General features: G+C 58.5%; 24 protein-coding genes and 1 tRNA gene. 16 read left to right on the forward strand and 9 right to left on the reverse strand.

The features are described from left to right. Positions 1-38: 38 nt before the first annotated feature. Both CHU71_RS02910 and CHU71_RS02915 read right to left on the reverse strand, forming a co-directional pair. Positions 39-1,397: a nicotinate phosphoribosyltransferase gene (locus CHU71_RS02910; protein WP_370450479.1), complete on the reverse strand. Its 1,359-nt coding sequence runs from the start codon at positions 1,395-1,397 to the stop codon at positions 39-41. A gap of 60 nt (positions 1,398-1,457) precedes the next feature. After that, entirely contained in the window at positions 1,458-1,988 is a 531-nt protein-coding gene (locus CHU71_RS02915) for a CAP domain-containing protein (RefSeq protein ID WP_255456379.1), read from the reverse strand. A gap of 157 nt (positions 1,989-2,145) precedes the next feature. Between CHU71_RS02915 and clpS the strand changes: the two genes are divergently transcribed. From clpS to rdgB, 8 genes are all read left to right on the forward strand, one after another. Next, positions 2,146-2,496, forward strand: coding sequence for an ATP-dependent Clp protease adapter ClpS (gene clpS, locus CHU71_RS02920; protein ID WP_083280983.1), 351 nt, complete (start codon positions 2,146-2,148; stop codon positions 2,494-2,496). Between the two features lie 17 nt (positions 2,497-2,513). After that, entirely contained in the window at positions 2,514-3,050 is a 537-nt protein-coding gene (locus CHU71_RS02925; RefSeq protein ID WP_086890798.1) for a DUF2017 domain-containing protein, read from the forward strand. Between the two features lie 3 nt (positions 3,051-3,053). Then, positions 3,054-4,040 (forward strand): P1 family peptidase, encoded by a 987-nt coding sequence (locus tag CHU71_RS02930; protein ID WP_255456380.1) that lies wholly within the window; start codon positions 3,054-3,056, stop codon positions 4,038-4,040. A 13-nt stretch (positions 4,041-4,053) separates the two neighbouring features. Further along, entirely contained in the window at positions 4,054-4,746 is a 693-nt protein-coding gene (locus CHU71_RS02935) for a rhomboid family intramembrane serine protease (RefSeq protein ID WP_049063346.1), read from the forward strand. Further along, on the forward strand, positions 4,746-5,522 hold the full coding sequence (gene murI / locus CHU71_RS02940; protein ID WP_005531080.1) for a glutamate racemase: 777 nt from the start codon (positions 4,746-4,748) through the stop codon (positions 5,520-5,522). Before CHU71_RS02935 ends, murI begins: the two co-directional genes overlap by 1 nt. A gap of 141 nt (positions 5,523-5,663) precedes the next feature. Then, entirely contained in the window at positions 5,664-6,431 is a 768-nt protein-coding gene (locus CHU71_RS02945) for an MBL fold metallo-hydrolase (protein ID WP_046645811.1), read from the forward strand. A gap of 22 nt (positions 6,432-6,453) precedes the next feature. Continuing rightward, on the forward strand, positions 6,454-7,182 hold the full coding sequence (rph, locus tag CHU71_RS02950; protein ID WP_046645851.1) for a ribonuclease PH: 729 nt from the start codon (positions 6,454-6,456) through the stop codon (positions 7,180-7,182). After that, positions 7,176-7,790, forward strand: coding sequence for an RdgB/HAM1 family non-canonical purine NTP pyrophosphatase (rdgB, locus tag CHU71_RS02955; protein WP_147760133.1), 615 nt, complete (start codon positions 7,176-7,178; stop codon positions 7,788-7,790). Before rph ends, rdgB begins: the two co-directional genes overlap by 7 nt. 144 nt (positions 7,791-7,934) lie before the next feature. Here the strand turns inward: rdgB and CHU71_RS02960 are convergent, their stop codons facing one another. Continuing rightward, positions 7,935-8,285, reverse strand: coding sequence for a DUF3817 domain-containing protein (locus CHU71_RS02960; RefSeq protein WP_147760134.1), 351 nt, complete (start codon positions 8,283-8,285; stop codon positions 7,935-7,937). Between the two features lie 11 nt (positions 8,286-8,296). Further along, positions 8,297-8,746 (reverse strand): hypothetical protein, encoded by a 450-nt coding sequence (locus CHU71_RS02965; protein WP_046645809.1) that lies wholly within the window; start codon positions 8,744-8,746, stop codon positions 8,297-8,299. A gap of 194 nt (positions 8,747-8,940) precedes the next feature. Between CHU71_RS02965 and CHU71_RS02970 the strand changes: the two genes are divergently transcribed. The 7 genes from CHU71_RS02970 to CHU71_RS03000 all read left to right on the forward strand — a co-directional run bounded on the left by CHU71_RS02970 (position 8,941) and on the right by CHU71_RS03000 (position 16,136). Continuing rightward, positions 8,941-9,022, forward strand: a tRNA-Leu gene (locus CHU71_RS02970). Between the two features lie 268 nt (positions 9,023-9,290). Further along, on the forward strand, positions 9,291-9,881 hold the full coding sequence (locus tag CHU71_RS02975) for a hypothetical protein (protein WP_049063353.1): 591 nt from the start codon (positions 9,291-9,293) through the stop codon (positions 9,879-9,881). A gap of 369 nt (positions 9,882-10,250) precedes the next feature. Continuing rightward, positions 10,251-12,341 (forward strand): formate C-acetyltransferase, encoded by a 2,091-nt coding sequence (gene pflB / locus CHU71_RS02980; protein ID WP_147760135.1) that lies wholly within the window; start codon positions 10,251-10,253, stop codon positions 12,339-12,341. A gap of 14 nt (positions 12,342-12,355) precedes the next feature. Further along, complete coding sequence (grcA2, locus tag CHU71_RS02985) at positions 12,356-12,652, forward strand: autonomous glycyl radical cofactor GrcA2 (RefSeq protein ID WP_255313662.1); 297 nt, start codon at positions 12,356-12,358, stop codon at positions 12,650-12,652. A gap of 3 nt (positions 12,653-12,655) precedes the next feature. After that, positions 12,656-13,525 carry a pyruvate formate-lyase-activating protein gene (gene pflA / locus CHU71_RS02990; protein ID WP_005531070.1) on the forward strand — a complete coding sequence of 290 codons (870 nt, stop codon included), beginning with the start codon at positions 12,656-12,658 and terminating at the stop codon, positions 13,523-13,525. A gap of 69 nt (positions 13,526-13,594) precedes the next feature. Beyond that, on the forward strand, positions 13,595-14,839 hold the full coding sequence (locus CHU71_RS02995; RefSeq protein ID WP_147760136.1) for an alpha/beta fold hydrolase: 1,245 nt from the start codon (positions 13,595-13,597) through the stop codon (positions 14,837-14,839). A gap of 175 nt (positions 14,840-15,014) precedes the next feature. Next, positions 15,015-16,136, forward strand: a complete 1,122-nt coding sequence (locus CHU71_RS03000) for an SPFH domain-containing protein (RefSeq protein ID WP_147760137.1) — start codon at positions 15,015-15,017, stop codon at positions 16,134-16,136. Positions 16,137-16,218: 82 nt separating this feature from the next. On the opposite strand, the gene CHU71_RS03005 is transcribed toward CHU71_RS03000, so the two are convergent. The 5 genes from CHU71_RS03005 to CHU71_RS03025 all read right to left on the reverse strand — a co-directional run bounded on the left by CHU71_RS03005 (position 16,219) and on the right by CHU71_RS03025 (position 23,080). Beyond that, positions 16,219-17,892 (reverse strand): ABC transporter family substrate-binding protein, encoded by a 1,674-nt coding sequence (locus CHU71_RS03005; RefSeq protein ID WP_147760138.1) that lies wholly within the window; start codon positions 17,890-17,892, stop codon positions 16,219-16,221. Positions 17,893-17,969: 77 nt separating this feature from the next. Then, on the reverse strand, positions 17,970-19,874 hold the full coding sequence (locus tag CHU71_RS03010) for an ABC transporter ATP-binding protein (RefSeq protein ID WP_147760139.1): 1,905 nt from the start codon (positions 19,872-19,874) through the stop codon (positions 17,970-17,972). Further along, positions 19,871-20,977, reverse strand: coding sequence for an ABC transporter permease (locus CHU71_RS03015; RefSeq protein ID WP_147760140.1), 1,107 nt, complete (start codon positions 20,975-20,977; stop codon positions 19,871-19,873). The genes CHU71_RS03010 and CHU71_RS03015 overlap by 4 nt, the downstream gene beginning before the upstream one ends. Continuing rightward, positions 20,978-21,961: an ABC transporter permease gene (locus CHU71_RS03020; protein WP_147760141.1), complete on the reverse strand. Its 984-nt coding sequence runs from the start codon at positions 21,959-21,961 to the stop codon at positions 20,978-20,980. A gap of 342 nt (positions 21,962-22,303) precedes the next feature. After that, positions 22,304-23,080 (reverse strand): HNH endonuclease family protein, encoded by a 777-nt coding sequence (locus CHU71_RS03025; RefSeq protein ID WP_147760142.1) that lies wholly within the window; start codon positions 23,078-23,080, stop codon positions 22,304-22,306. 37 nt (positions 23,081-23,117) lie between these two features. Here CHU71_RS03025 and CHU71_RS03030 point away from each other — a divergent pair, with 37 nt between their 5' ends. After that, positions 23,118-23,321, forward strand: a complete 204-nt coding sequence (locus tag CHU71_RS03030; RefSeq protein WP_129721038.1) for a hypothetical protein — start codon at positions 23,118-23,120, stop codon at positions 23,319-23,321. The last annotated feature ends 68 nt before the right edge of the window (positions 23,322-23,389 follow it).

A 23,389-nucleotide genomic window follows, 5' to 3' on the forward strand; every position in this document is an offset into this window, starting at 1 on the left:
GCAAGCCCCAGGCTCTTCCAGGTAACCTTCGTGACCAACTAACGCGAGGTGGGCTTAAAACCCACCATGCGGGTTGGCACTGCAGGCTCGTCGCGGGTCAGCGCGAGGCCTTCCCACGGCAAGGTGGTGATTGCCTTGGCCCGGTACTCGCGGGATTCCTGCAGGGTGGGCAGGTCCTTGACGATCTCGCCGTCGCGCATCAGCGGAACGGTGATCTCGCGCGCGCTAAGAGTGCCCGTCTCTGGGTCTGGGGCGCCGAATGGAAGCACGAGCTCCTCTACGGCAACACCCGTGGAGCGGTAGGTACGGATTGCGCGCTTGGCACCGCCCTGGGACTTCTTGGAGGAGGAACGCTTCGCCACCGGGTGGCCCTCAACCTCAACGACCTTGTAGACCATGCCCGCGGTAGGGGCACCGGAGCCGGTGACCACGGAGGTGCCGACACCGTACACGTCAACTGGGTCGCCTCGTAGTCCGGCGATGGCGAACTCGTCGAGGTCGGAGGAGACTACGATCTTGGTGTTGTGGTTGCCTAGTTCGTCGAGCTGCTTGCGCACACGGCGGGTCACAGGGCCGAGGTCGCCGGAGTCGATGCGCACGCCGCCGAGCTCAGGGCCGGCCACCTTTACTGCGGTCTCGACGCCCTTGGTGATGTCGTAGGTATCGACCAAAAGCGTGGTCTCTACGCCGAGGGTCTCAATCTGGGTGCGGAAAGCTGCTTCCTCATTAGGGGTGCCGTCTTCGTTGACGTGTGCGAGGGTCCACGCGTGTGCGGCAGTGCCGGAGACTGGGATGTCGTAGCGGTAGCCAGCCTCGAGGTTCGACGTGGCCTGGAAGCCCGCGAGGTAAGCGGCGCGTGCTGCGGTTACCGCAGCGTACTCGTGGGTGCGGCGCGAGCCCATCTCAATGATCGGGCGGCCATCGGCAGCGACCACCATGCGGGATGCGGCGGAGGCCACAGCGGAGTCGGAGTTCATGATGGAGAGGATGACCGTCTCCAAGATGAGACACTCGCCAAAAGTGCCGCGCACCGTCAGAAGCGGGGAGTTAGGGAAATAGATCTCGCCCTCACGGTAGCCATCAATCTGCCCAGAGAAACGGTAATTGCGCAGGTATTCCTTAGTCTGCTCATCCAAGAAATCCATCTGGGCTAGCTGCTTTGCGGTGAATTGGAAGTCACGCACTGCGCGCAGCACGCGCTCGGTTCCAGCCACCACACCATAACGGCGCTCGTTGGGGAGGCGGCGTGCGAAGACCTCGCAGGCCACTTGACGATGCGCAGAACCGTCCTTGAGCGCCGCTTGGAGCATGGTTAGCTCGTATTTATCAGTCAGCAGCGCGGTAGAGCGATCGGTAGTGGAAGGATGGCTGGGGATAGTTTCGGAGATGTTAGTCACATCGCAAATGGTACCTAGCGGGTGATTGCCTTGCAGCTATTGCTCCCAAAAGAGGTAGATCTATTTCTCCAGCTGAATGACCACGTACACCTGGCCGTTGGCGTAGGCGGTACCCACGGCAGCGAAAGTAGCGTGCGGATCGCGCAGAACCGCGACGTGTTCAGGCGACTGGCGCCACGCCTCGATGAAGGCGTAACCACTGGCTTTGCTCAGGGGTAGATGGTGCTGGACCATCGAGACATTTTCACTGGTGAAGCTCTCTGTCCCGGTTGCTGCGTTGTACTCTGCCTTCTTGCGTGCCGCAGATTGGCGGTCAATCCATGGGGAAAGTGGTGCGCTCCCTGCGTCTATGCGCCATTGATTGAGGGCCTCGTTGATATCGATCGCAATTGCATCGAGTTGCAGCTGAATCTCTGGAGAAGGCGCCTCGTAATGGTTTTCGGGCGAGTCTTGAGAAGAACCATTCGGATCTCCGCTGCCAGGGGCACTCGATGTGCCTAACCCGATGCCCGCCATGATGATTGTGCCGAGAAGCGCCGCGATGGTGATCACGCCTTGTGCAAGGCGCACGATCTCTTCATAGCTAGGCATGCGCCCTTCCCGGATAGCCGTGAATGCGGGTGGAATTGAGGAGAGGTTCATCGTTGGGTATTCCTGAAGCTCGGGAAACATGAAATACAGTGAGAATCCCCGTCAGTCTATCGTGAATTTTCAATGTCGGGGGCGAAAATTGGTTAGGGTAGAGGGCATGAATCCGCACTTTGCCCAATTAGTTGCCCTGCCAGGCGGTGGAGTCCGCCTCGGGTCACCGATGGCTACTCCTGAACTGGATGAGGCCATTGAGGTCGATGTTGCATCCAGCGAAAACCTGCCTTGGATGTGCATCGTTTGGGATGATCCAGTCAACCTGATGAGCTATGTTTCCTACGTCTTTCAGACGGTTCTGGGCTATGACAAAAAACGCGCCAATGAGCTGATGATGCAAGTCCACACCGAGGGTAAAGCCGCGGTGTCCACGGGCGAGCGTGACAAAGTAGAAGCCGACGTCAAAAAGCTCCAGATCGCTGGCCTTTGGGCCACGATGCAGCAGGCGGGCTAAGGGAGTAACTACAGCTAATGCAGGCTTGGAAAAAGAAGAAGTCGCTCATGCGTGCCGCCAAGTTCACCACCGTCTTGGAGCCCATGGAGCGCGAGGTTTTAGGTGATCTCACGGCCACCGTCTCGGAAGCAATCATCGCCCGTGCACAGTCCGCCCCCAAGGATGAGCTGGCACAAATGCTGGACATGCCCACCGGCCACACAGAGGCTCCAGAGGATCCTTCCCTGGCGCGCCTGTTCCCAGACTTTGAAAAACCTGGGGACGAAGAATACGACGGCGACAATTCGCTGCTGCGTTCCTTGCACGAGAATGACATTGCCCGTGCGAAGCTGCAGAACCTGCAGGTCATCAACGCCGCGCTCGGTCCAACCGGTGGGGTAGAGGTCACGATCTCCGAAGAGGAAGCGCATGCGTTCCTAGTTGGTCTCAATGATCTGCGCCTTTTCGTTGCCGCCGGTGACGTCCCCGAAGAGTCGATGCAGGATGACCGCGACACATTGGTGGAATGGCTGGCTTATTGCCAGGATTCCCTTCTCCAAGTGTTGATGGGATAGACAGTGTCTGACGCAACATCGCTTGCCACAACATCCAACCTCTTTGGTCCCACCGGAGTGTCGATTGGCCACGTCAGCCACAACAACACGGGCGTGACGGTTCTGTACTGCGGCTCGCAAGGCGCGGTCGCTAGTATCGACGTGCGCGGCGGCGGCCCAGGCACCCGCGAGACGGATCTGCTGGAACCACATAACACCGTCGAGCGCGTCCATGCCATCACGTTGGCGGGCGGCTCGGCCTTTGGCTTGGCTGCTGCTGACGGCGTCATGCGCGAGCTGGAATCCCAGGGAATTGGTTTTCCAGTCCTAGGCGAGGGCAAGCCAGGTCCGCGCGTTCCCATCGTGCCCGGCGCGGTCATCTTTGATCTGCTACTGGGTGACGAGCGCCCCATCGCTGAAGATGGTGCGGAGGCCGTAAAGCGCGCCGTCGCCAAGCATGATGCGTCAACCGGAACCGTGGGCGCGGGAGTGGGCGCAACCGCCGGAAAGATGCGCGGCGGCTTTGGCTTGGCCGAGTTGCCAGTGGAAACCCTGCAAGGGACCTTCGCTGTGGGTGCCGTGGTGGTGGCCAATCCGGTCGGTAGTGTCGTGGACCCGCGCACAGGCCGTCTGTTCGGCGCCCCAGATGAGCAGGCGGTGAACCTGGAGCGTTTCGCGGCGCTGCGTCACCCGGCGGAGTCCAAGCTCAACACCACCATCGGAGCTGTGCTTTGCGACGCCCCACTGACCAAGGCCCAAGCCAAGCGCTTGGCGCTGACAGGGCACGATGGAATCGCACGCGCGATTCACCCGGCGCACTCGCCGCTGGACGGGGATACGCTCTTTGCACTGTCGACGGCGTCAGATACCGCAACGCGGGGCGTCGACACCCCAACCATGGCGGCGCTGTGCCGGGCTGCGGCCGAAGCCGTGGAACAAGCAATCGTTGCGGCAATCGTGAAAGCTAAGCCTGGCCTGGGATTAGAGACCTATTCTTCGTTGCTGGACTAGAGTTGTTGCCATTATGACTTCAGGTGGCACCTCTGGATATTCCTTCCCTAATTCAGCCTTCGGGGCAAACCAGCCCCACGGCGCTTCTTCGCCCGTGCGCACAAATCGCGGCGACTCGAAGAACTACACGCGCGGTGGCCGCATCCGCACCGGCATCAGCCTCGCCGTGGGCTTCCTCGTAGTGGAATGGCTCGTCCAGATAATCAACTTCCTCATCTTCGGCGGGGCGCTGTCGAACTACGGCATTCGCCCCCTCGACTTCAACGGCATCTGGGGCATTTTTACCGCCCCGCTCTTGCACGCGAACTTCGAGCACCTCATCGGTAACTCTGTGCCGGGTGCAATCTTCTGCTTCCTCATCGGCTTGTCCGGGCGCAAGGCCTGGTGGGAAGTCACCATTATCACCGTACTGGTCGCCGGCATCGGCACATGGTTGCTGGGTGGACCGGGTACCTCCCACATCGGCGCATCCTCGCTGGTCTATGGCTGGCTGGCCTACCTTATTGTCCGCGGCCTGTTTAACCGTTCCTTCTCGCAGACGGCACTGGGCGTGGTTCTCGGCTTTGCCTACTCCGGCCTGGTGTGGGGCGTGCTGCCGGTCTATGAAGGCGTGTCCTGGCAGGGCCACCTTTTCGGTGCAATTGGTGGCGTGATTGCCGGCATGATTATCACCTCAGATGACCCAGTAAAGGTGGCAAAGCGCTAATGCCAGACGCAACCTCGCCTATTGGGATTTTCGACTCGGGCGTGGGCGGACTTACCGTGGCGCGCACGATTATTGAGCAGCTGCCCAACGAGTCGGTGATCTACATCGGCGACACCGAGCATTCCCCGTATGGCCCGCGTCCCATCGCGGAGGTGCGCGAGCTCTCCACGAAGATTGCTGACGAGCTGGTGGAGCGCGGCTGCAAGATGATCGTCATCGCCTGCAACACAGCTACTGCGGCCTTCTTACACGATGCCCGCGAGCGCTACGACATCCCGGTGGTGGAGGTCATCCGCCCAGCAGTGCGCCGTGCGATTGCCACGACCCGTAACGGAAAGATCGGCGTCATCGGTACCGAAGGCACCGTGAACTCCGGGGCTTATCAGGACCTCTTTGCCGTTAACCCGCACGTGGAGGCCCACGCCGTCGCCTGCCCTGACTTCGTCGGTTTCGTTGAGCGCGGCATTACCGCTGGGCGTCAGATCCTAGGTGTCGCCGAGGGCTACCTTGCGCCCCTGCAGTCCGTAGGCGTGGATACATTGGTGCTGGGATGTACCCACTACCCGTTGCTGACCGGCGTTATTCAGTTGGCGATGGGGGACAACGTCACTTTGGTCTCCTCTGCGGAGGAAACGGCCAAGGACGTCATGCGAACTTTGACGGAGACCGACATGCTGGCGCCGGAGGGACAAGAAGCGGTGCGCAAGTTTGAGTCCACCGGAGACCCAGAGACTTTCTCCCGCCTGGCCACGCGTTTTCTAGGCCCGCAGATCTAAAATGCACGGCTCACGTGCGTGAGCCTGGTGTTGCAGGCAGGCGCCTGTCCTAGAAATGTGACCTGTGGCTGCTTAGACCGCTTTAGGTCTTTTTCACCCCAAATCCAGCAATCGAGAAGGTTTCGTGGAACTATTGAACCCATGAAGCTGACGATTCTTGGCTGTTCCGGCTCAGTTCCCGTCCCGGGAAACGCTGCCTCCGGATACGTTGTGTCCTTCCCGGACGCGCCATCCATCGTGATGGACATGGGCCCGGGCACGCTTGCTCGCCTCCAAGAAGTGCAGGATCCTTGCGATGCGCACATCACTTTTAGCCATCTCCACGCTGATCACTGCCTGGACTTTCCGTCCCTGATGGTCTGGCGCCGCTTCCATCCCACCGCGCCTGCGGCTTCACGCAACTTCTGCATTGGGCCGGAGCATGCGCCTCGCCATCTGGGGCGCTTGTCCGCTGATGAGGTCGATGGCGTCGACGACATGTCGGATACCTTCGCTTTTTCCCCGTGGATCGACCGCGAGCGCCAGCTGCTCGATGACGTCTACATGACGCCCTTTAGGGTCATCCACCCAGTTGAGGCGTATGCGTTGCGCATGGAACATGCCAAGACGGGCAAGACCATTGCTTACTCTGGGGATACGGCGTTTACGCCTGCGCTTGTCGACGCCGCACGGGGCGCCGATGTGTTTCTTTGCGAAGCCGCCTGGGGCGAGACCTCTGAGGGCAAGGCCCCGAACATGCACATGTCGGGTGCGGAAGCGGGACGCGTGGCACGTGAGGCCGGCGCTGCAAAGCTGGTGCTCGTTCACCTGCAGCCCTGGGGCGATACCGCGGCAACGTTGCGTGCTGCGCAAGCGGAATTTAAGGGGGAGATCATCCTGGGCGCGCCGGGCATGGAGTTTGAGCTCTAGCTAAGCCGGTAGGGTGGTGGGCATGACTGATTTTTCTCGTGCCGATGGTCGCGCGCTCGACCAGATGCGTAGCGTTCGCATTACCCGTAACTTCACCACCAACCCGGCGGGCTCCGTGCTCGTTGAGTTCGGCAACACCCGCGTGATGTGCACTGCCTCCGTGGAGTTCGGTGTGCCGCGCTTTAAGAAGGATTCCGGTGAAGGCTGGCTGACCGCTGAGTACTCCATGCTGCCGGCTGCCACCCACGACCGCATGCCGCGTGAGTCCATGAAGGGCAAGGTCAAGGGGCGCACCCACGAGATTTCCCGCTTGGTGGGTCGATCTCTGCGTGCCGCCGTGGACCTTTCTGAGCTGGGTGAGAACACCATTCAGCTCGACTGCGATGTGCTCCAGGCTGATGGTGGTACCCGCACCGCGTCCATCACCGGTGCTTATGTGGCCTTGGCGGATGCGATTGAGTACTTGAAGTCCGAGGGCGTCGTCCCTGGTGAGCCTCTCTTGGACCCGATTGCTGCGGTTTCCGTGGGCATCATCGACGGTCAGATTTGCCTGGACTTGCCATATGAGGAGGACTCCCGCGCGGAAGTTGACCTCAACGTGGTCATGCAGGAAGGCGGTGACTTCGTGGAGATTCAGGGCACCGGCGAGCACGGCCTGTTCGGCCGCGACGAGCTGAACTCCATGCTCGATGTGGCGCAGAAGGGCTGCGAGGAGCTGATCGCGGCACAGAAGGCAGCGCTGGGATGGTAAAGCTCCTTGTCGCCTCGAATAACAAGAAGAAGCTAGGAGAGCTCGAACGCATCCTCGCAGACGCGGGAATCGAAGGCGTCGAACTGTTGCCGCTTTCCGCTGTGCCAGCGTATGACGAACCGGTGGAGGACGGGCGCACGTTTGCCGATAATGCACTGATTAAGGCCCGTGCTGGCGTTGCCAATACTGGTATCGCCACGATTGCGGATGACTCGGGTATCGCCGTCGAAGAGCTCAATGGAATGCCGGGCGTGCTCTCGGCACGCTGGTCCGGGCAGCACGGCAATGACCAGGCGAATAATGACCTGTTGCTCGCGCAGATGTCCGATGTTCCTGACGAGCGTAGGGCAGCTGCATTCGTTTCGGTCTGCGCGCTCGTGGCACCGGACGGCAAGGAGTACGTTGCCGAGGGTCGCTGGCCAGGGACCCTCCTGCGCGCGCCGCAGGGCGAGAACGGCTTTGGCTATGACCCGCTCTTCCAGCCGGAAGGCGAGCAGCGTTCCTCCGCCGAGATGAGCCCCGAGGAAAAGAACGCGGTTTCTCACCGCGGCCGTGCGCTGGCGCAGCTCACCGACGTCATCGCTCAGCTCGCAGCCATCAACCAATAAGCAGGCTGCAAGCACTAATATCGCACAACAAAAAGCAGGGAGGCACCGGCGCTAGCCGGAGCCTCCCTGCTTATTTTAAGTTTTGTGCGCTTTAACGCTCAGTCATGCTTGAGCATGGAAACGCTGCTTATGGCCGCGCTGGCATTAGCGGTTGAGCTGGAACTGTTCCGTGACCTCGAGGCGGCGCTTGTGCTCCATCCAGAAGGAGAGGAAAGGAACAACACCAGCGAGGGCGGTAGTGATGAGCTTGCCCGCCGGCCACAGTGCACGTGGTCCGAGGATCAAGATGGAGACCAAGTAGACCATGTACGCGAGGCCGTGGGCCTGCGCGATGTAGGTGGCCCAGTGCGGAATCTCGACGCCGACGATGTACTGCAGGATCATGCGGGCTACGAGGATGAGCAGGAAGATACCGGTAATCGTTGCCGCGATGGAAAAGAACTTCAGCGGGCCGCGGATGCGGGCCTGGCGGTCTGGGTGAACTTGGTTAGTCATGGATTCTCTTTCTAAAACTGATCATCGTAGGCGGCGCCGCGCTTGCGGCGCTGTTGGTTCATGGCATTGAAAGTCTCCACGTCCATCTGCGGACGCTGCGGAAGGAAGTCCTCATCGATCTTGGTGACCTCACCGCGTTTTTCTTTCTCGGCTGCCGCTTCATGTTTATAGTCGGTAATGCCCATGGCGGAGGCTTCATTTTCAGCCTCAATACGCTCGTTCTCGTAGCTCAGTGCTGTCTTGTAGGCGTAGACCACAAAGACTGCGAAGAGCGGCCATTGGAGGGCATAGCCCAAGTTCTGGAATGTGCCCGACCCGGAGCGAAAGCGGGTCCACTGCCAGTAGGCGAGGAACAAAAAGAGCACTACGAAAAAAGCGATGAGGACGATATGCCACCATCGCACCTTCAACTTCTGCTTTTTCGGCATGCTGTCATTGCTCACCCGTAATAGCCTACCCATTGTTTTGGGAAAAGTGGATTTATGCTTTAGCCTGCACGATTGTGGGGCAGCGCACGGTTGTGAGAAGGAACGGGTGCGTCCCCGCGCGTGCCTGGGTTTAGTGATACTGAAATCAGTGTGTAAACTACTGTCGCAGTTGCATTGCGGTACTCCTCCCCGCACTTGAGTGGAGTGGTGGTTCCAATGTAATGAATGCGCCCGTGGCGGAATTGGCAGACGCGCTAGATTTAGGTTCTAGTGTCTTATGACGTGAGAGTTCAAGTCTCTCCGGGCGCACAGCAGGCCTCCGCATTGCTGCGGGGGCCTTTGTTTGTGCCCGGATTAGGGCAGAATCTGGCGCTTTTTTATGTCCGTTTAGTAACGAATAGACCACAACTATGTCCGATGGGGAATCGGAAGAGATGGGGCGTCGATGACCTCAATGGACAACAAACTTTGCTGACCTCCCCGTGCGCATCTCGGCGCGTATCCCAAGTATGTGCTGCGATTGCCCGCCACGGGAAAGACGGCCGCCAATTCATTGACAGTGAGGAAGTAAACCGCCATGAAAAAGTTCAAGACAGCCCTGATTGCCATTCTTTTGGTCGCCGTAGTGGCGCTTGGCGGGGTTGCAATTTTGCAGAACAAGGGCATCATTGGCACCCAGGGGGATGCGTTGAACACACAGGTTATCAAGTCTGTGGAACGGGAAGAACAGGTTGTGCTGCTTAGCCTGGGTATCGAGGGCTTGGCCGAAAAATCATCGAATAAAGAGGTACTCGGCGTCGGTATTCCGTGGACTGACCGTACCCAGTTCGTGCAATACTCTTACAAGGCCAAACTTGGAATCGAAGGCAAGGACGTAAAAGTCGAGCAAACCGGCGAGCACGCCTACAAAGTGACCATCCCGAGGTTCATTTTCATTGGCCACTCCGATGAGCATTTTAAGACCGCCGTCAACGATAATGGTGCTCTTAGCTGGATTACCCCCGAGCTCGATGCTGCCGATACGGTTTCGAAAATTCTTGACGAAGGTGAGAAAAAACAGAACATTTCGGACAACCGGGGTGTCTTGCAGGACCAGGCAAAAGACTTCTACACGGGAATCATTAGGTCAGTAGATAATAATGCTGAGCTGGAGTTTAGCTTCAAGTAGGAGTGGAAAATGATGGGGTCGCTACGGCGACCCTTTGCTCGTTTCGATGATAAAAAATCTATCAATTTAACGTGCGGAAACTCACGTTCGGGGGTAAAATACCCCCGATATAAACGGTATATTCGTCTTTTTTAAAATGGGTGACCTGCAAGGGGGCTGATTTGTTACGGATGTGCCCTGTTACACATTTTCTCAAGTAGGAGGGGTGCAGTCACGGCTTCTAAACTTGGAGACAAGAGGCGCTCGTCGCTTAGAAGGTGAGACCAAAGTTTCCGGCAGGAAACGTGTGGAACACAGTGACAGGTAACAGCGGCAAGGCGCCCCGACTCACTTGAATGAAACGTGTCAAACAAGAAGGGAGTCACAACAGTGACCACCGCAACGCAACCGCTGCAGTTTGAAGCCTGGAAGGGATTCGAGCCTGGCCCATGGGCTGAAGGCATCAACGTCAGGGACTTCATCCAGCGCAACTACACTCCGTACGATGGAGACGCTTCCTTCCTCGCGGGCCCAACCGAAAAGACTCAGCGCACGTGGGACACCCTCGAAAAGGACTACCTGTCAGTAGAGCGCCAAAAGCGCATTTTCGATGTCGACACTCACACCCCAACCGACATCGACGCTTTCCCAGCCGGCTACATATCAGAGGACGATGACGTCATCGTCGGGCTGCAGACCGACACCCCGTTGAAGCGTGCCATGATGCCGAACGGTGGTTGGCGCATGGTCGAGCAGGCCATCCGCGAAGCGGGCAAGGAGCCAGAGGCTGAGATCAAGAAGATCTTCACTCGCTATCGCAAGACCCACAACGATGCCGTCTTCGACATCTACACTCCGCGCATCCGTGCTGCCCGATCATCACACATCATCACCGGTCTGCCTGACGCATACGGCCGCGGCCGCATCATCGGTGACTACCGTCGTGTCGCCCTCTACGGCGTTGACTACCTCATCGCCGAGAAGGAAGCCAAGAAGAACGAGGTCAGCGACTTGGGCTTCAGCGAGCACTGGGCACGCTACCGTGAAGAGCACGCAGAGCAGATCAAGGCCCTGAAGAAACTCAAGATCATGGCAGAGTCCTACGGCTTTGACATCTCCGGCCCTGCAAAGACCGCTCATGAGGCAGTCCAGTGGACCTACTTTGGTTACCTGGCTTCCATCAAATCCCAGGACGGCGCCGCAATGTCCATCGGCCGTCTGTCCGCATTCTTCGACTGCTACTTCGAGCGTGACTTGGCCGCTGGCCTCATCACTGAAGAGGATGCACAGGAAATCATCGACCAGCTCGTCCTGAAGCTGCGCATCGTTCGCTTCCTGCGCACCGAGGACTACGACCAGATCTTCTCCGGTGACCCATACTGGGCAACCTGGTCCGACGCTGGCTTCGGCAACGACGGCCGCCACATGGTCACCAAGACTTCCTTCCGTCTGCTGCAGACCCTGGTCAACCTTGGCCCATCACCAGAGCCGAACATCACCATCTTCTGGGACCCGGCACTGCCAGAGGGCTACAAGAAGTTCTGTGCTCACATCTCGATCACCACTTCTTCCATCCAGTACGAGTCTGACAAGCAGATTCGTGAGCAGTGGGGCGACGACGCAGCGATTGCTTGCTGTGTTTCCCCGATGGAAGTTGGCAAGCAGATGCAGTTCTTCGGCGCTCGCGTTAACGCTGCAAAGGCCCTGCTTTACGCCATCAACGGCGGTCGTGACGAGGTCACCGGCAAGCAGGTCGTCGAAGGCTACGACGCAATCCAGGGCGACGGCCCACTGGACTTCGACGAAGTCTGGAAGAAGTACGAAGAGATGCTGGACTGGGTAGTCGGCACCTACGTCGAGGCACTGAACATCATCCACTTCTGCCACGATAAGTACGCTTACGAGGCAATCGAGATGGCCCTGCACGACTCCAACATCGTCCGCTCCATGGGCTGCGGCATCGCAGGTCTGTCCATCGTTGCTGACTCCCTGTCCGCCATCAAGTACGCAAAGGTTTACCCAGTGCGTGACGAGACCGGCCTGATTGTGGACTACAAGACCGAGGGCGACTTCCCGTTCTACGGCAACGACGATGACCGCGCCGATGACATCGCCGCCACCATCGTCCACACCGTGATGGCAAAGATTAAGGCCATCCCGATGTACCGCAACGCAATTCCAACCCAGTCCGTTCTGACCATTACCTCCAACGTGGTCTACGGCAAGGCAACCGGTGCCTTCCCATCCGGCCACAAGGCTGGTACCCCGTTCGCACCAGGTGCTAACCCAGAAAACGGCGCCGACAGCCACGGCATGGTCGCTTCCATGCTGTCCGTGGGCAAGCTGGACTACAAGGATGCGCTGGATGGCATCTCGCTGACCAACACCATCACCCCGTCTGGTCTCGGCCGCACTCCGGAGGAGCGCATCGACAACCTGGTGGGCGTTCTGGATGCAGGCTTCATCATGGAGTCCGAGTAAGCCACCCGCAGTCAATCAAGTTTCCCAAACCAACCTCAACCAATTTCAAGGAGAAAACCATGGCAACCCCAACCTTCGACGAGCGTCTTGCAGCCATGAAGGCAAACCGTGACGAGCACCAGATGAACTCAGGTCTCTACCACGCAAACATCAATGTTCTGGATAAGGCAACCCTCGAGGACGCTGTCGAGCACCCAGAGAAGTACCCGAACCTGACCGTTCGTGTTTCCGGCTACGCAGTGAACTTCGTCAAGCTCACCAAGGAGCAGCAGCTCGACGTCATCTCCCGTACCTTCCACCAGGGTTCATAAACAATGGCTGATGGCATTACTGGAGTGGTGCACCTCGACCCCCAAGCGGGCGAGAAGGTGCGCGGTGCGGCCGCCGGCCTAGGTACCGATAACTCCCTCGACGAGATCAAGCGCCCAGAGCTCATGGAGGCACGCCGTACTGGCGACATCGCCCTCGTACACTCCTGGGAGCTAGTAACCTCCGTCGATGGTCCCGGTACTCGCATGACGATGTTCATGTCTGGATGCCCGCTGCGCTGTCAGTACTGCCACAACCCTGACACCATGGAGATGAAGGTGGGCACCCTCGAGCGCATCGAGGACGTCGTCAAGCGCATCAAGCGCTACAAGCCCATCTTCAAAGCCTCCGGTGGCGGACTGACCATCTCAGGTGGCGAGCCGCTGTTCCAGATTGCGTTCACGCGACGTGTGCTCAAGGAAGTCCACGATGCTGGTATTCACACCACCATCGATACCTCCGGTTTCTTGGGCTCTCGCCTGCGGGACGAAGACCTGGAAAACATCGACCTCGTCCTCCTCGACGTCAAATCTGGTGACGAGGAAACCTACAAGTTGGTCACCCGCCGCGAGCTGCAGCCGACCATCGATTTCGGTGACAGGCTGTCGGCGATGGGTAAGCCGGTGTGGATCCGCTTCGTAGTGGTTCCAGGACTTACGGATTCCCCTGAAAACGTGCGAAACGTCGCCGAGATCGTGGGACGTTGGAGCAACAACGTCGAGCGTATCGAGGTGCTTCCGTTCCACAACATGGGTGCTGATAAGTGGCATGAGCTGGGCTATCCGTACACGCTGGAAGACACGAAGCCACCAAAGCCGGAGGATATCGAAGCAATTCGTGACGTCTTCCGTGCGAAGGGATTCACCGTTTACTAAACGAGTCTTCCCTGAATAAGAAAAGTTTTTAGCGCTGCGCCACTATGGTGCGGCGCTAAACTTTTATCCATGACTCGTCGATTTGGATACCCAGTAAAAGAGCACACACTTTCCGTCCCGTGGGACTACAACGACCCGCAACAGGGCACGTTTGAGCTTTATGCCCGCGAAATCGGTGCCCCGGATAAGCCCGCCATTCTCTATAACCAGGGCGGGCCAGGCTTCCCAGCCCCGCGTCCACTGGGGGCGTCAGGTGTCATCGGCAAGGGCCTGGAGCGCTACCGCTGGATCCTCATGGATCAGCGTGGCACCGGCCGCAGCCATCGCATTGATGAGCTTTCCGACGCCGCCGACTTAAGCGTCGAGCGCCTTAAACTACTGCGCCAGGACAACATCGTGCGCGATGCGGAGCGGCTGCGTGAGTACCTTGGCATCGACAAGTGGTCTTTGTTCGGCCAGTCCTTCGGCGGATTTTGCATCACGAGCTACGTCTCCTTGTTCCCTGAGTCTGTGGACAAGGCCTTCCTGACCGGCGGCCTCCCGACCTTGGACAAGGGCGCAGACGATCTTTACCGTTCCACGTTCACCAAGCTCAAGGTGCGCCAACAGCGCTTCTTCGACTACGTACCTTTCGCGCAGCAGCGCATCGCGGAAATCATCGATCACCTGGACAACTCGCAGGAGGTTTTGCCTACTGGGGAGCGCTTGAGCTCGCTTCGCTTCCGCACCATCGGCATCGAGCTGGGCCGTGGCTCCGGATTCGATTCCCTGGGCTACCTGCTTGAGGAGCCTTTCCGCACCGTGGGTGGGGAGAAGCGCTTGCGCTCCGATTTCCTCCACGAGGTCGGTGCTCGCGTGAGCTTCCAGGGTGGGCCATTGTATGCGGCCATCCACGAATCTATATATGGCAGTGTGGGCGGCCAGCACGTCACGGGCTGGGCGGCGCACCGCGTGCGCGAGGAGTTCCCGGAGTTTGCTGAGTCAGGCACGTGGCTGACAGGCGAGCACATCTTCCCGTGGCAGTTCGATGAGGATCCGGCGCTGCATGCTTTCAAGGATTCGGCAGGAGCGTTGGCGCAGCTTGAGTGGGACGCTGCGCCTTACGACGCCGCGGCATTGGGCAACGCCGAAGTGCAGGCCGCCGCAGCTGTCTATCTGGATGACATCTTCGTGCCCTTCGAAGAGTCGATGCAGACCGCTAGCGCCTACCGTGACCTGCGCCCAATGGTGACTAACAAGTTCCAACACAACGGAATCGGCCACGACGGCGCGGGCATCCTGGGCGAGCTCTTCCGCTTGGTTGATGACCACTAGAACGCCCGTTTGCGTCGGCCGGCCCCCGGGGCCGGTCCTCGCTGCCTAGCCCCTTGTCTTGTTCGATAGCAGTTTCATTAAGATTTTTCTTTCCCGCTCGCGCACTTATTCAAGGTGTGGAAAGGTGAGGCGTGAATCAAACATTGAACGAGGAATTGAACGAGAGGAAGAACCAATGTTCGGAATGATTTTTGTCGGCGTTGTTCTGCTGGCGATTGTTTTGACCATTTTCGATGGTTACTACATCGTGCGTACCCGTGAGGCTGCCATTGTGGAGCGCCTGGGTAAGTTCGTGACCGTGGCGCACGCTGGCTTGCACTTCAAGCTGCCGTGGGTTGATCGCGTGCGCGACAAGATCAGCTTGCAGGTGCGCCAGCTCGATGTCATGGTGGAGACCAAGACCAAGGACAACGTCTTCGTGCAGATTCCGGTCGCCGTCCAATACGAGGTTGTGCAAGGCCGTGAGCGCGAGGCCTACTACATGCTCTCCAACCACGAACAGCAGATCGTGGCTTATGTCCAGGACAACGTTCGCTCTTCCGTGGCGAACATGGACCTGGATGATTCCTTCTCATCCAAGGACACCATCGCGCAGAATGTTGCGATGTCGCTGCGCGACAACATGGCTGCATATGGCTGGCACTTCGTGAACACCCTGGTCACCGATATTCGTCCGGATACCCGCGTGCGCGAGTCGATGAACTCGATTAACGCTGCGCAGCGTGAGCGCGAGGCGGCTATCGCACAGGCTGAGGCGGAGAAGATTCGCGTGGTTAAGGAAGCCGAAGGCGCCGCTGAGGCTAAGAAGCTGCAGGGTCGCGGTGTGGCTGAGCAGCGTAAGGAAATTGTTGAGGGTATCGCGCAGCAGTACGAGATGCTGCGTGCGGCTGGCGTTCAGGAAAACCCAGAGACCCTGATGCTGGTTTCCCAGTACCTGGACGCGATGGTCGACGTCGCCGACCGTTCTCACACTAACGTCCTTTACATGCCGTCCAACCCAGGCGGCATGCAGGATCTCTTCGGCGGCATGCGCGACGTACTGCTGTCGACTCAGGCTATTAACAACGAAGCCTCTGGTGGGCTCGACCGCGAGCAGCGCGAGCGCTTGGAGCAGCTGCGTGCGCAGAAGGCGCAGCGCGCGCAGCAGGCGGCGCGCGAGGCGCAGCAGCAAGCCCAACAGAGCGCGCAAGCTATTGAGCAGCCGCCGTACTCCGGCGGTGCACCACAGAGCAATACACCGCAGACGGCACGCCAGTATTTCGACGAGCTGCGTGACCAGCTCAAGGGCGATAACTAGGGCGATTACTAAAACAAAAAGCTGGCTCCACTCAATGACTCTTTGTCAACGAGTGGAGCCAGCTTTGTTTGCGGCTGAGGCTTTACTCGGTGTAGCCGATGTCTTCGACCTCGAGTACAGCGAAGGAAGCAGCACCGAAGTTAGCTAGCTTCGGGCTGGTAGCGACCATGGCCGGGCCGTTGTAGATAGGCATGATGCCATAGGTGGACAGAGCCTCACGCTCCAGCTCGTTGCCCTTCTTGATCTGCTCGTCAGGATCTGCGATCTTGGCCAGCTCTTCGATCTTCTTATCCATCTCCGGGGTACCGGTGCCGGACTTGTTCAGCTCGGAGTCGGAGCGGTAGACCTGACCAAAGTACGCGATGCCGAATGGATCGCCGGCGGTGAACCCCATCGGGAAGATATCGAAATCCTTCTTGGTGGCGATCTCCGAGAAGTCGGAGGAAGGACGCTCTTCGACCTTCAGATCGATTCCGATGTCCTTGAGCATCTTCTGCGTTGCGGTGGCCATTGCTTTGCTAATGACGCTGTCACCTAGCAGGGTATAGCGCAGCGAGAGCTTCTTGCCGCTCTTCTCGCGGATTCCGTCGGCTCCTTCCTTCCAGCCGGCTTCTTCCAGCAGCGACTTGGCCTTTTCGGCGTCGAACTTCACGACGGCACCAACGTTGTCCTCGTAGCCCTTCTGGGTCTGATAGAGGTTGAGGGAGCCCGGCAGCTCTTCCTTGTAACCGTTGAGACCGTTGAAGCGAATGGCTGCCAACTGGGAGCGATCGATGCCGGTCAACACTGCCTCGCGGACCTTGATGTCCTTCAGCATCTCGTTGCCAGAGTTCAAAACAATCAGGGAGTTAGAAGGCATCATTGCGGTGCGGATCTCAATGTCATTCATGTCCTTAACCGCAGCTAGGCGATCCTTATTGCCCACGCCGGTGGCGTCGATTTCGCCTGCCTTGAAGGCATTGATGGAAGCTTGGTCTTCCATCTGGCGGTAGGTGACTTTGTCGAGGAATGGCTTGTCACCCCACCACTTTTCGTTTGGCACGAAGGAAACCGTGCCACCGACGAAGTCGACGTTGTCGACCTTGAACGGGCCAGCACCCCACTCTGGGCGCAGCTTGCCCAGGTATGCCTTGTTGAACTTCTCTGCGGAGTCGACCTGCGGAGGAAGCAAGAAGTTGAACAGGCCCTGCCACCATGGGTATGCATGCTTGTAGGTGACCACAGCTTGCTTGTCGGTCTTGCCCTTGGTCACAGATTCGATGAGCTCGTAACCTTCGGTGCTGGAGACATTGAGGGACTTATCCTCGCCGTTGTTGTACTTCCAGGTGTGCTCGAAGGACTTCCAGTCAATCGGCGTGCCGTCGTTGTACTGGGCCTTGTCATGGATGGTGTAGGTGATGACGGTCTTGCCGTCCTTCTCCTCTTCTTTGATGTCGGTGATGTAGTCGTTGTTGGGGTGGAACTCACCGGAGCCGTCGAAAAGCCCGATTTGCGGGTTGTAGTACTTCCACACATCGTTGGTATACCGGGTGCCGTCAGCCTGGAATGGGTTTTCCTGCTGGGAAATCTCATCCAGTGCCAGGCGAAGTTCGCCGCCTTCCTTCAGCTCGGAGCGGTCCTTTGGGTTGTAGGAACCGTTGAGCTTGACGTCGATGGCTTCGCCCGAGGAGCCTGAATCGCTGCTAGAGCAGCCGGAGATGACGAGAGCGGAGGCAGCGATGACCGCCAAAGTAGCATTACGGAGCTTAAGGTTCATGGTTCGAATCTTCCTTGTGAGAGGGGGAGGAATTACAAAGAGATGAAATATTAAGTTTTAGGTCGAGCGTGGGGTTTCTAGGAGGCATGTTCCTCGTAGATCACCCGCTTGCGGTTGCGTTCCACGGCAGGATCCGGGATAGGGATAGCGGACAGCAGCGCCTTGGTATATGCGTGCTGCGGGTTATCGAAGACCTCGTCGGTGGCGCCGTATTCCACGAAGTCGCCCTTGTACATGACGGCGACTTTGTCGGAAAGATTGCGCACCACGGATAGGTCGTGAGCTACGAAGACCAGGGAGATGCCCAGGCGGTTTTTCAGGTCATGCAGCAGATTGATGATGCCGGCCTGGATGGACACGTCCAGAGCAGAAACAGGCTCGTCGAGGACGATGATTGACGGGCTTGTAGCCAGTGCGCGGGCCAGGCCGATGCGCTGACGCTGACCGCCAGAGAAGTGCCCCGGGAAGCGGTCTACTTGATGAGATTCCAAGCCGACGAGCTTCATTAGCTCGCTCACACGCTTGCCGACGTCGCCTTCGTAACCCAACGATTCCAGTGGTTCCGCGATGATCTCGCGGATTGTCATGCGCGGGTTCAGCGAGCTCATTGGGTCCTGGAAGACGATCTGGATGTCTTTACGCAGGCTGCGGCGAGCTGAGCTGCTAAGACCGGAGGTGTCGGTGCCGTTAACAACGATGGTGGAACCCTTAGGTGGGTTAAGATCCATGATTTCCAGCAGGGTGGTGGTCTTGCCGGAACCGGATTCGCCCACGATGGCGAAGCACTCGCCCTGGTGCACCGTGAAGCTGATGTTGTTGACCGCATGCACGGTGCCCACGCGACGCTTGAGGATGGCGCCCTTGATGAGCGGGAATTCCTTGACGAGGTTTTCTACCTCCAGGGTCACGGGGCGCTCGTCATACGGGGTATCGCCTAGGGCATCGGGGGAAATCTGTGGCAGCGGGTACATTCGCTCGCCACCGATGCTGCCCTGATTGATCTCATCGGAGCGCAGGCAAGCGGCAGCGTGCCGCGGGGCGTCGTCAAGCGCACGCAATTCAGGCTCCTGCTTCCAGCAGCCTTCCTGCGCCACGGGACAGCGGGCAGCAAACGAGCATTCCGGCACAATCTCGATTAGGCGCGGCGGGGTGCCGTTAATCGGTACGAGGGGCTCGTCGCTCGACTTGTCCACGCGCGGGGTAGAACCGAGCAGTCCCACCGTGTAGGGCATCTTGGGGTTGCTAAAGATGGTGTCTACGTCGCCATATTCGACGGCGCGCCCGGCATACATGACGAGGACGTCATCAGCAGTGCCCGCCACAACGCCCATGTCGTGGGTAATCATGATCACCGCAGCGCCGGTTTCGCGCTGAGCGACCTTGAGGACCTCAAGAATCTGCGCCTGGATGGTGACGTCGAGAGCGGTGGTTGGCTCGTCGGCGATGATGACTTTGGGGTTGTTGGCCATCGCGATAGCGATGACCACGCGCTGGCGCATACCGCCGGAGAATTCATGCGGGAAGGACTTGATGCGCTTTTCAGGCTCGGGGATACCCACCAAGTCCAGAAGGCGGATGGCCTCTTGCTCGGCTTCCTTATCCGACAGTGAGCGGTGAATCTGGATGGCTTCCTTGAGCTGGTCACCGATGGAAAAGACGGGAGTCAGCGAAGAGAGCGGATCCTGGAAAATCATGGCGATGTCTTGGCCACGGATTTCGGACATCTTTTTGTCGGACATTCCGATCAGCTCAGTGTCCTGGAATTTAACAGAGCCCTCAACCTTGGCGTATCCAGGCAAAAGCCCCATAATGGCCATCGACGTCACGGACTTGCCGGAGCCGGATTCACCCACAATCGCGAGGGTGCGCCCTGGCAGAAGATCGAAGTTGACGCCACGGACAGCATGGACCGAACCAGCTTCAGAAGGGAAGGTGACGGCGAGGTCGCGGACTTGCAGCAATGGGGTAGTAGGCGTTGTCATGCGCGGCCTCCGGAGTTCGAGTTGGGGTCAATGGCATCGCGCAGGCCATCCGCGATGAATGCCATGGACACAGTGAGTAGGGTCAGCACGCCCGCTGGGAAGTAGAACTGCCAAGGCGAGGATTCGACGGCGTTGGCGCCGACGGAAAGCAGCGTGCCCAAAGAGACGTCGGGAAGCTTCACACCCAAACCCAAGAAGGACAGTGCTGTTTCTGACATGACGGTGCTCACGACGCCCAGTGCGAACTGGATGATGAGCAGCGATCCGATGTTGGGCACGATGTGGCGAACGATGGTGCGGAAGCGCGATACGCCCATGTAGTCGGCCGCTCGCACGTAGTCGTTTTCGCGCACGGACAGCGCCATCGCCCAAATAACACGGGCGGGGTACATCCAGCCAAAGGCGATGAGGACCACGATGAGCAGCTTCCAATCGCCGCCGGAATCCGCCACCACGAGGGCGATGAGCAGGAAGGTCGGGATGGCGAGCAAGAAGTGGATAATAGCCAGAATCGCCTTTTCGATGCGTCCGCCGTACATGGCTGCGGCAGCGCCGATGAGCGCCGAAAGGACGGTCGTGGCAATGGAGACGACCAACGCGATGATGAGCGAGCGCCCCAAGCCATGAACGGTTTGGGCGAAAAGGTCGTTGCCAGAATCGGTGGTGCCAAACCAGTGCTCCGGCGAAGGTCCTGTGGCGAGGTTTAAGAAGTCAGGCTCGTCGTAAGGCCACTTGGCAACAAAGCCGCCGAAGAGAGCCAACAAGGTTAGAAGCAGGAAGATGATTGCGCCGATTAAAGCGAACTTGTTGCGGAAGAAGCGCCGCGTGTACAGCTTCAGCTTCGACGTGCCGCGGAATACCTCTTCCTTTTCGTCTCCGTCGTTGCCTGTGAATTGGCGGCGTTGGGCGTCATCGACGTCAACACCGGAAGCCAGTGCAGATTGGGCGCTTGGCTCCGAGGCCATGCTGAAGTCGGCCGTGGCGGTGTGTGGGCGAACACCGAGGTTATCCGCCGCGGAGTCGATAGCGAGGTCGTTGCGGCGATGGCGTTCTGGGTGGCGTGCCGAAGCGCGAGGAGTCGTGGACTTTTTCTCTGGGGACATTTAGCTCACCCTCACTCGTGGGTCGAGTGCTACAACGACGAGGTCAGCAAGAATTGCAGAGAATGCAATCATCACTGCGCCGAAGGCGGCGACCGCGGTGGTGCCGTTGACGTCGTTGCGGCTGATGGTTTCGATGAAGTACTGGCCCATGCCTTTCCACGCGAAGATCTGCTCGGTCATGATCGCGCCAGTGAAGATTCCAGGCACAGAGAAAGCAACTGACGTTGCCACCGGGATGATCGAGGTTCTTAGCGCGTGCTTGCGGATGGCTTGAGCACGGGTTAGCCCTTTCGCGCGGGCAGTGCGAACGTAGTCGGCATTGAGGTTGTCCAGCAGGAGAGTGCGCTGCATCATGTGGTAGCCGGCGTAGCTGATGACGACCAGGGCGATGGTGGGCAGGATGAGGTGCTGGGCGTAGTCGATCAGCTTGGGGATAAAACCAGTGGTGTCCGGATTAGCAGAGCCAGTGACGTAGACGATGCGGTGCCCAGTCACACGGTTTAGCCACAGGCCACCTGCGACCACCAAGATAGAAGCGACAACGACGTGGGTGTTCATCGTGATGATGGATATGCCCTGCCATACGCGGTCGGCAGCCTTGTACTGGCGCGCAGCGGTGTAGACGCCCAAAGCAACACCGATGACAACAGAAAGCACGGTTGCTAGGAGGAGAAGCTGGGCAGACACGAGCGCACGGTGGCCGATTTGGGCGCTGACTGGGTCTCCCAAAGGGGAGCTGCCCCAGTCCCAGTGGAACAAAATCCCACTAAACCAGTTCCACCAGCGCTCAAGGAGGGGCGTTTCTGGGTCGAGGCCCAATGGCTGGAGGATATTGGAGATTTCTTCCGGGCGAAGAGGCGGGTTGCGGCCTATGTAATTCGAACGCGGATCAAGGAAGGTTGCCGCGAGAAAGTAGGCGATGTTGGTCGCGAGGAAGATAACTAGCAACCAGCTAGCGGTCTTCTTCAGGATGTATTTGAACATCGGGTGGGTTCCGTTCGCAGAGACGACAGTTGAGAGTTGCGTCTTTGAGTCCCTCGGCACATACGTGAGAGAAATGTGACTTGGCTATCAATTTCGCTGAAGTTGATACTAGGAAATTGGAAAAGGGTTGGCCGCCTATTTGTTCAAATTTTTAAAGTTTGGGGGTGAAACTTATTAGCCCCGGATTGTATTTATTTCGGGTCTTTATATAAGCCGTTACTTTGCTTGGGTGCCCACGTTTTCCGTGATATACAGGCATATAGTCTAAAAGGTATGCCCTATTTTAGGGTTAAACTATGCGCAAAATATGCAGATTCTTGGCAGGTAAAAAGTGGGGGTAGCTCAAGGGCAGGTTGCTAGCTGGTTAGCGAGCGCGTCATATTCGGCCTGTGTTACCCACAGCCCGTAGGTAGCTTTAACTTCAATAATTTTCTGCGCGTAGGTGCAACGGTATTCCTTGCTTGGCGGAAGCCAGGTGGCTGCGTCGCCTGCGGATTTCTGCTGATTAAGTGGGCCGTCGACCGCGAGGAGGTTGCGCGGGTCGTTGGCAAAGTCGCGGCGCTTTTCCGGTGACCATTCTTGGGCGCCTTTTTGCCAGGCGTCGGCAAGCGGCACGATGTGATCAATCTGTACCAACTCGGAGGTGCCTTGCCCGCGCTGGAAGCTGATATCAGTGCCGGAATAGGGATCATGCAGTGTACCTGTCAGGACCACGCAGTCATGAGTGTTTTCTTTGAGCGTGATATCCACGAGGTCACGGCGCAGAATGTCGTTTCGCGTATCGCAGCCGTTGTGGCCAAATTCCACGGTGACATCGTCAGACCATGCCTGTCCGAACTGCTTACGTTCGTAGCCAGTCTTTGGCGCGCGGCCCTTAACCGGCAGGGCGGTGAGCTGTTCTAATGCTGGATTTGGTGCAGGTGCCGCAGGGGGTTCGGGGGCTGCCGGAGCTGCGTCTGAAGCTGTTGCTGGAGCCGGTGCCGTGGGGGTGTTGGGTGCAGTCGCTGAGGTGGACGAAGTCGGGGCGTCGAGAGTTGCGCCAAAGATGACGAGAGCTGCGACGATGAGGTTGAGGATGCCGACTATGTAGTACGGGCGAAAAGGGGAGCGGGCTGCCATGATGGTGATGATTTTAGCGGCTAGACTGGCGCCGGTAATGAGTATCGATAAGTTCTTTGATGAATACACGCAACAGCGCGGGATTGTCCGTAGTGCGCCTGTGGTTCCGGCGAGTGCATGCGAGATTTATGCAGAAGTAGAGCCCGAAGGCCCTGTCGGGGATGGCGTGCGCCGGGGTCAATCGCGCGTGGAACTAGAGCGTGCTAAAGAGCTAGTTTCCCGGCTCTTGGGTGATTTCTAGCCGTATCCTCGCCACCGTGATTTACGGGCAGCATCCACACACGCCGTCAAAAGATGATGGTTTCCTCA

This window comes from Corynebacterium sp. LK14 (assembly GCF_008042215.1).
Taxonomy (GTDB): Bacteria; Actinomycetota; Actinomycetes; order Mycobacteriales; family Mycobacteriaceae; genus Corynebacterium; species Corynebacterium striatum.

Coding starts and splice junctions, on each gene's coding strand:
- CHU71_RS02915 (WP_255456379.1), bottom strand. CDS start 1,988: ATGCCTAGCTATGAAGAGATCGTGCGCCTTGCACAAGGCGTGATCACC.
- clpS (WP_083280983.1), top strand. CDS start 2,146: ATGAATCCGCACTTTGCCCAATTAGTTGCCCTGCCAGGCGGTGGAGTC.
- CHU71_RS02925 (WP_086890798.1), top strand. CDS start 2,514: ATGCAGGCTTGGAAAAAGAAGAAGTCGCTCATGCGTGCCGCCAAGTTC.
- CHU71_RS02935 (WP_049063346.1), top strand. CDS start 4,054: ATGACTTCAGGTGGCACCTCTGGATATTCCTTCCCTAATTCAGCCTTC.
- murI (WP_005531080.1), top strand. CDS start 4,746: ATGCCAGACGCAACCTCGCCTATTGGGATTTTCGACTCGGGCGTGGGC.
- CHU71_RS02945 (WP_046645811.1), top strand. CDS start 5,664: ATGAAGCTGACGATTCTTGGCTGTTCCGGCTCAGTTCCCGTCCCGGGA.
- rph (WP_046645851.1), top strand. CDS start 6,454: ATGACTGATTTTTCTCGTGCCGATGGTCGCGCGCTCGACCAGATGCGT.
- rdgB (WP_147760133.1), top strand. CDS start 7,176: ATGGTAAAGCTCCTTGTCGCCTCGAATAACAAGAAGAAGCTAGGAGAG.
- CHU71_RS02960 (WP_147760134.1), bottom strand. CDS start 8,285: ATGACTAACCAAGTTCACCCAGACCGCCAGGCCCGCATCCGCGGCCCG.
- CHU71_RS02965 (WP_046645809.1), bottom strand. CDS start 8,746: ATGGGTAGGCTATTACGGGTGAGCAATGACAGCATGCCGAAAAAGCAG.
- CHU71_RS02975 (WP_049063353.1), top strand. CDS start 9,291: ATGAAAAAGTTCAAGACAGCCCTGATTGCCATTCTTTTGGTCGCCGTA.
- pflA (WP_005531070.1), top strand. CDS start 12,656: ATGGCTGATGGCATTACTGGAGTGGTGCACCTCGACCCCCAAGCGGGC.
- CHU71_RS02995 (WP_147760136.1), top strand. CDS start 13,595: ATGACTCGTCGATTTGGATACCCAGTAAAAGAGCACACACTTTCCGTC.
- CHU71_RS03000 (WP_147760137.1), top strand. CDS start 15,015: ATGTTCGGAATGATTTTTGTCGGCGTTGTTCTGCTGGCGATTGTTTTG.
- CHU71_RS03005 (WP_147760138.1), bottom strand. CDS start 17,892: ATGAACCTTAAGCTCCGTAATGCTACTTTGGCGGTCATCGCTGCCTCC.
- CHU71_RS03010 (WP_147760139.1), bottom strand. CDS start 19,874: ATGACAACGCCTACTACCCCATTGCTGCAAGTCCGCGACCTCGCCGTC.
- CHU71_RS03015 (WP_147760140.1), bottom strand. CDS start 20,977: ATGTCCCCAGAGAAAAAGTCCACGACTCCTCGCGCTTCGGCACGCCAC.
- CHU71_RS03020 (WP_147760141.1), bottom strand. CDS start 21,961: ATGTTCAAATACATCCTGAAGAAGACCGCTAGCTGGTTGCTAGTTATC.
- CHU71_RS03025 (WP_147760142.1), bottom strand. CDS start 23,080: ATGGCAGCCCGCTCCCCTTTTCGCCCGTACTACATAGTCGGCATCCTC.
- CHU71_RS03030 (WP_129721038.1), top strand. CDS start 23,118: ATGAGTATCGATAAGTTCTTTGATGAATACACGCAACAGCGCGGGATT.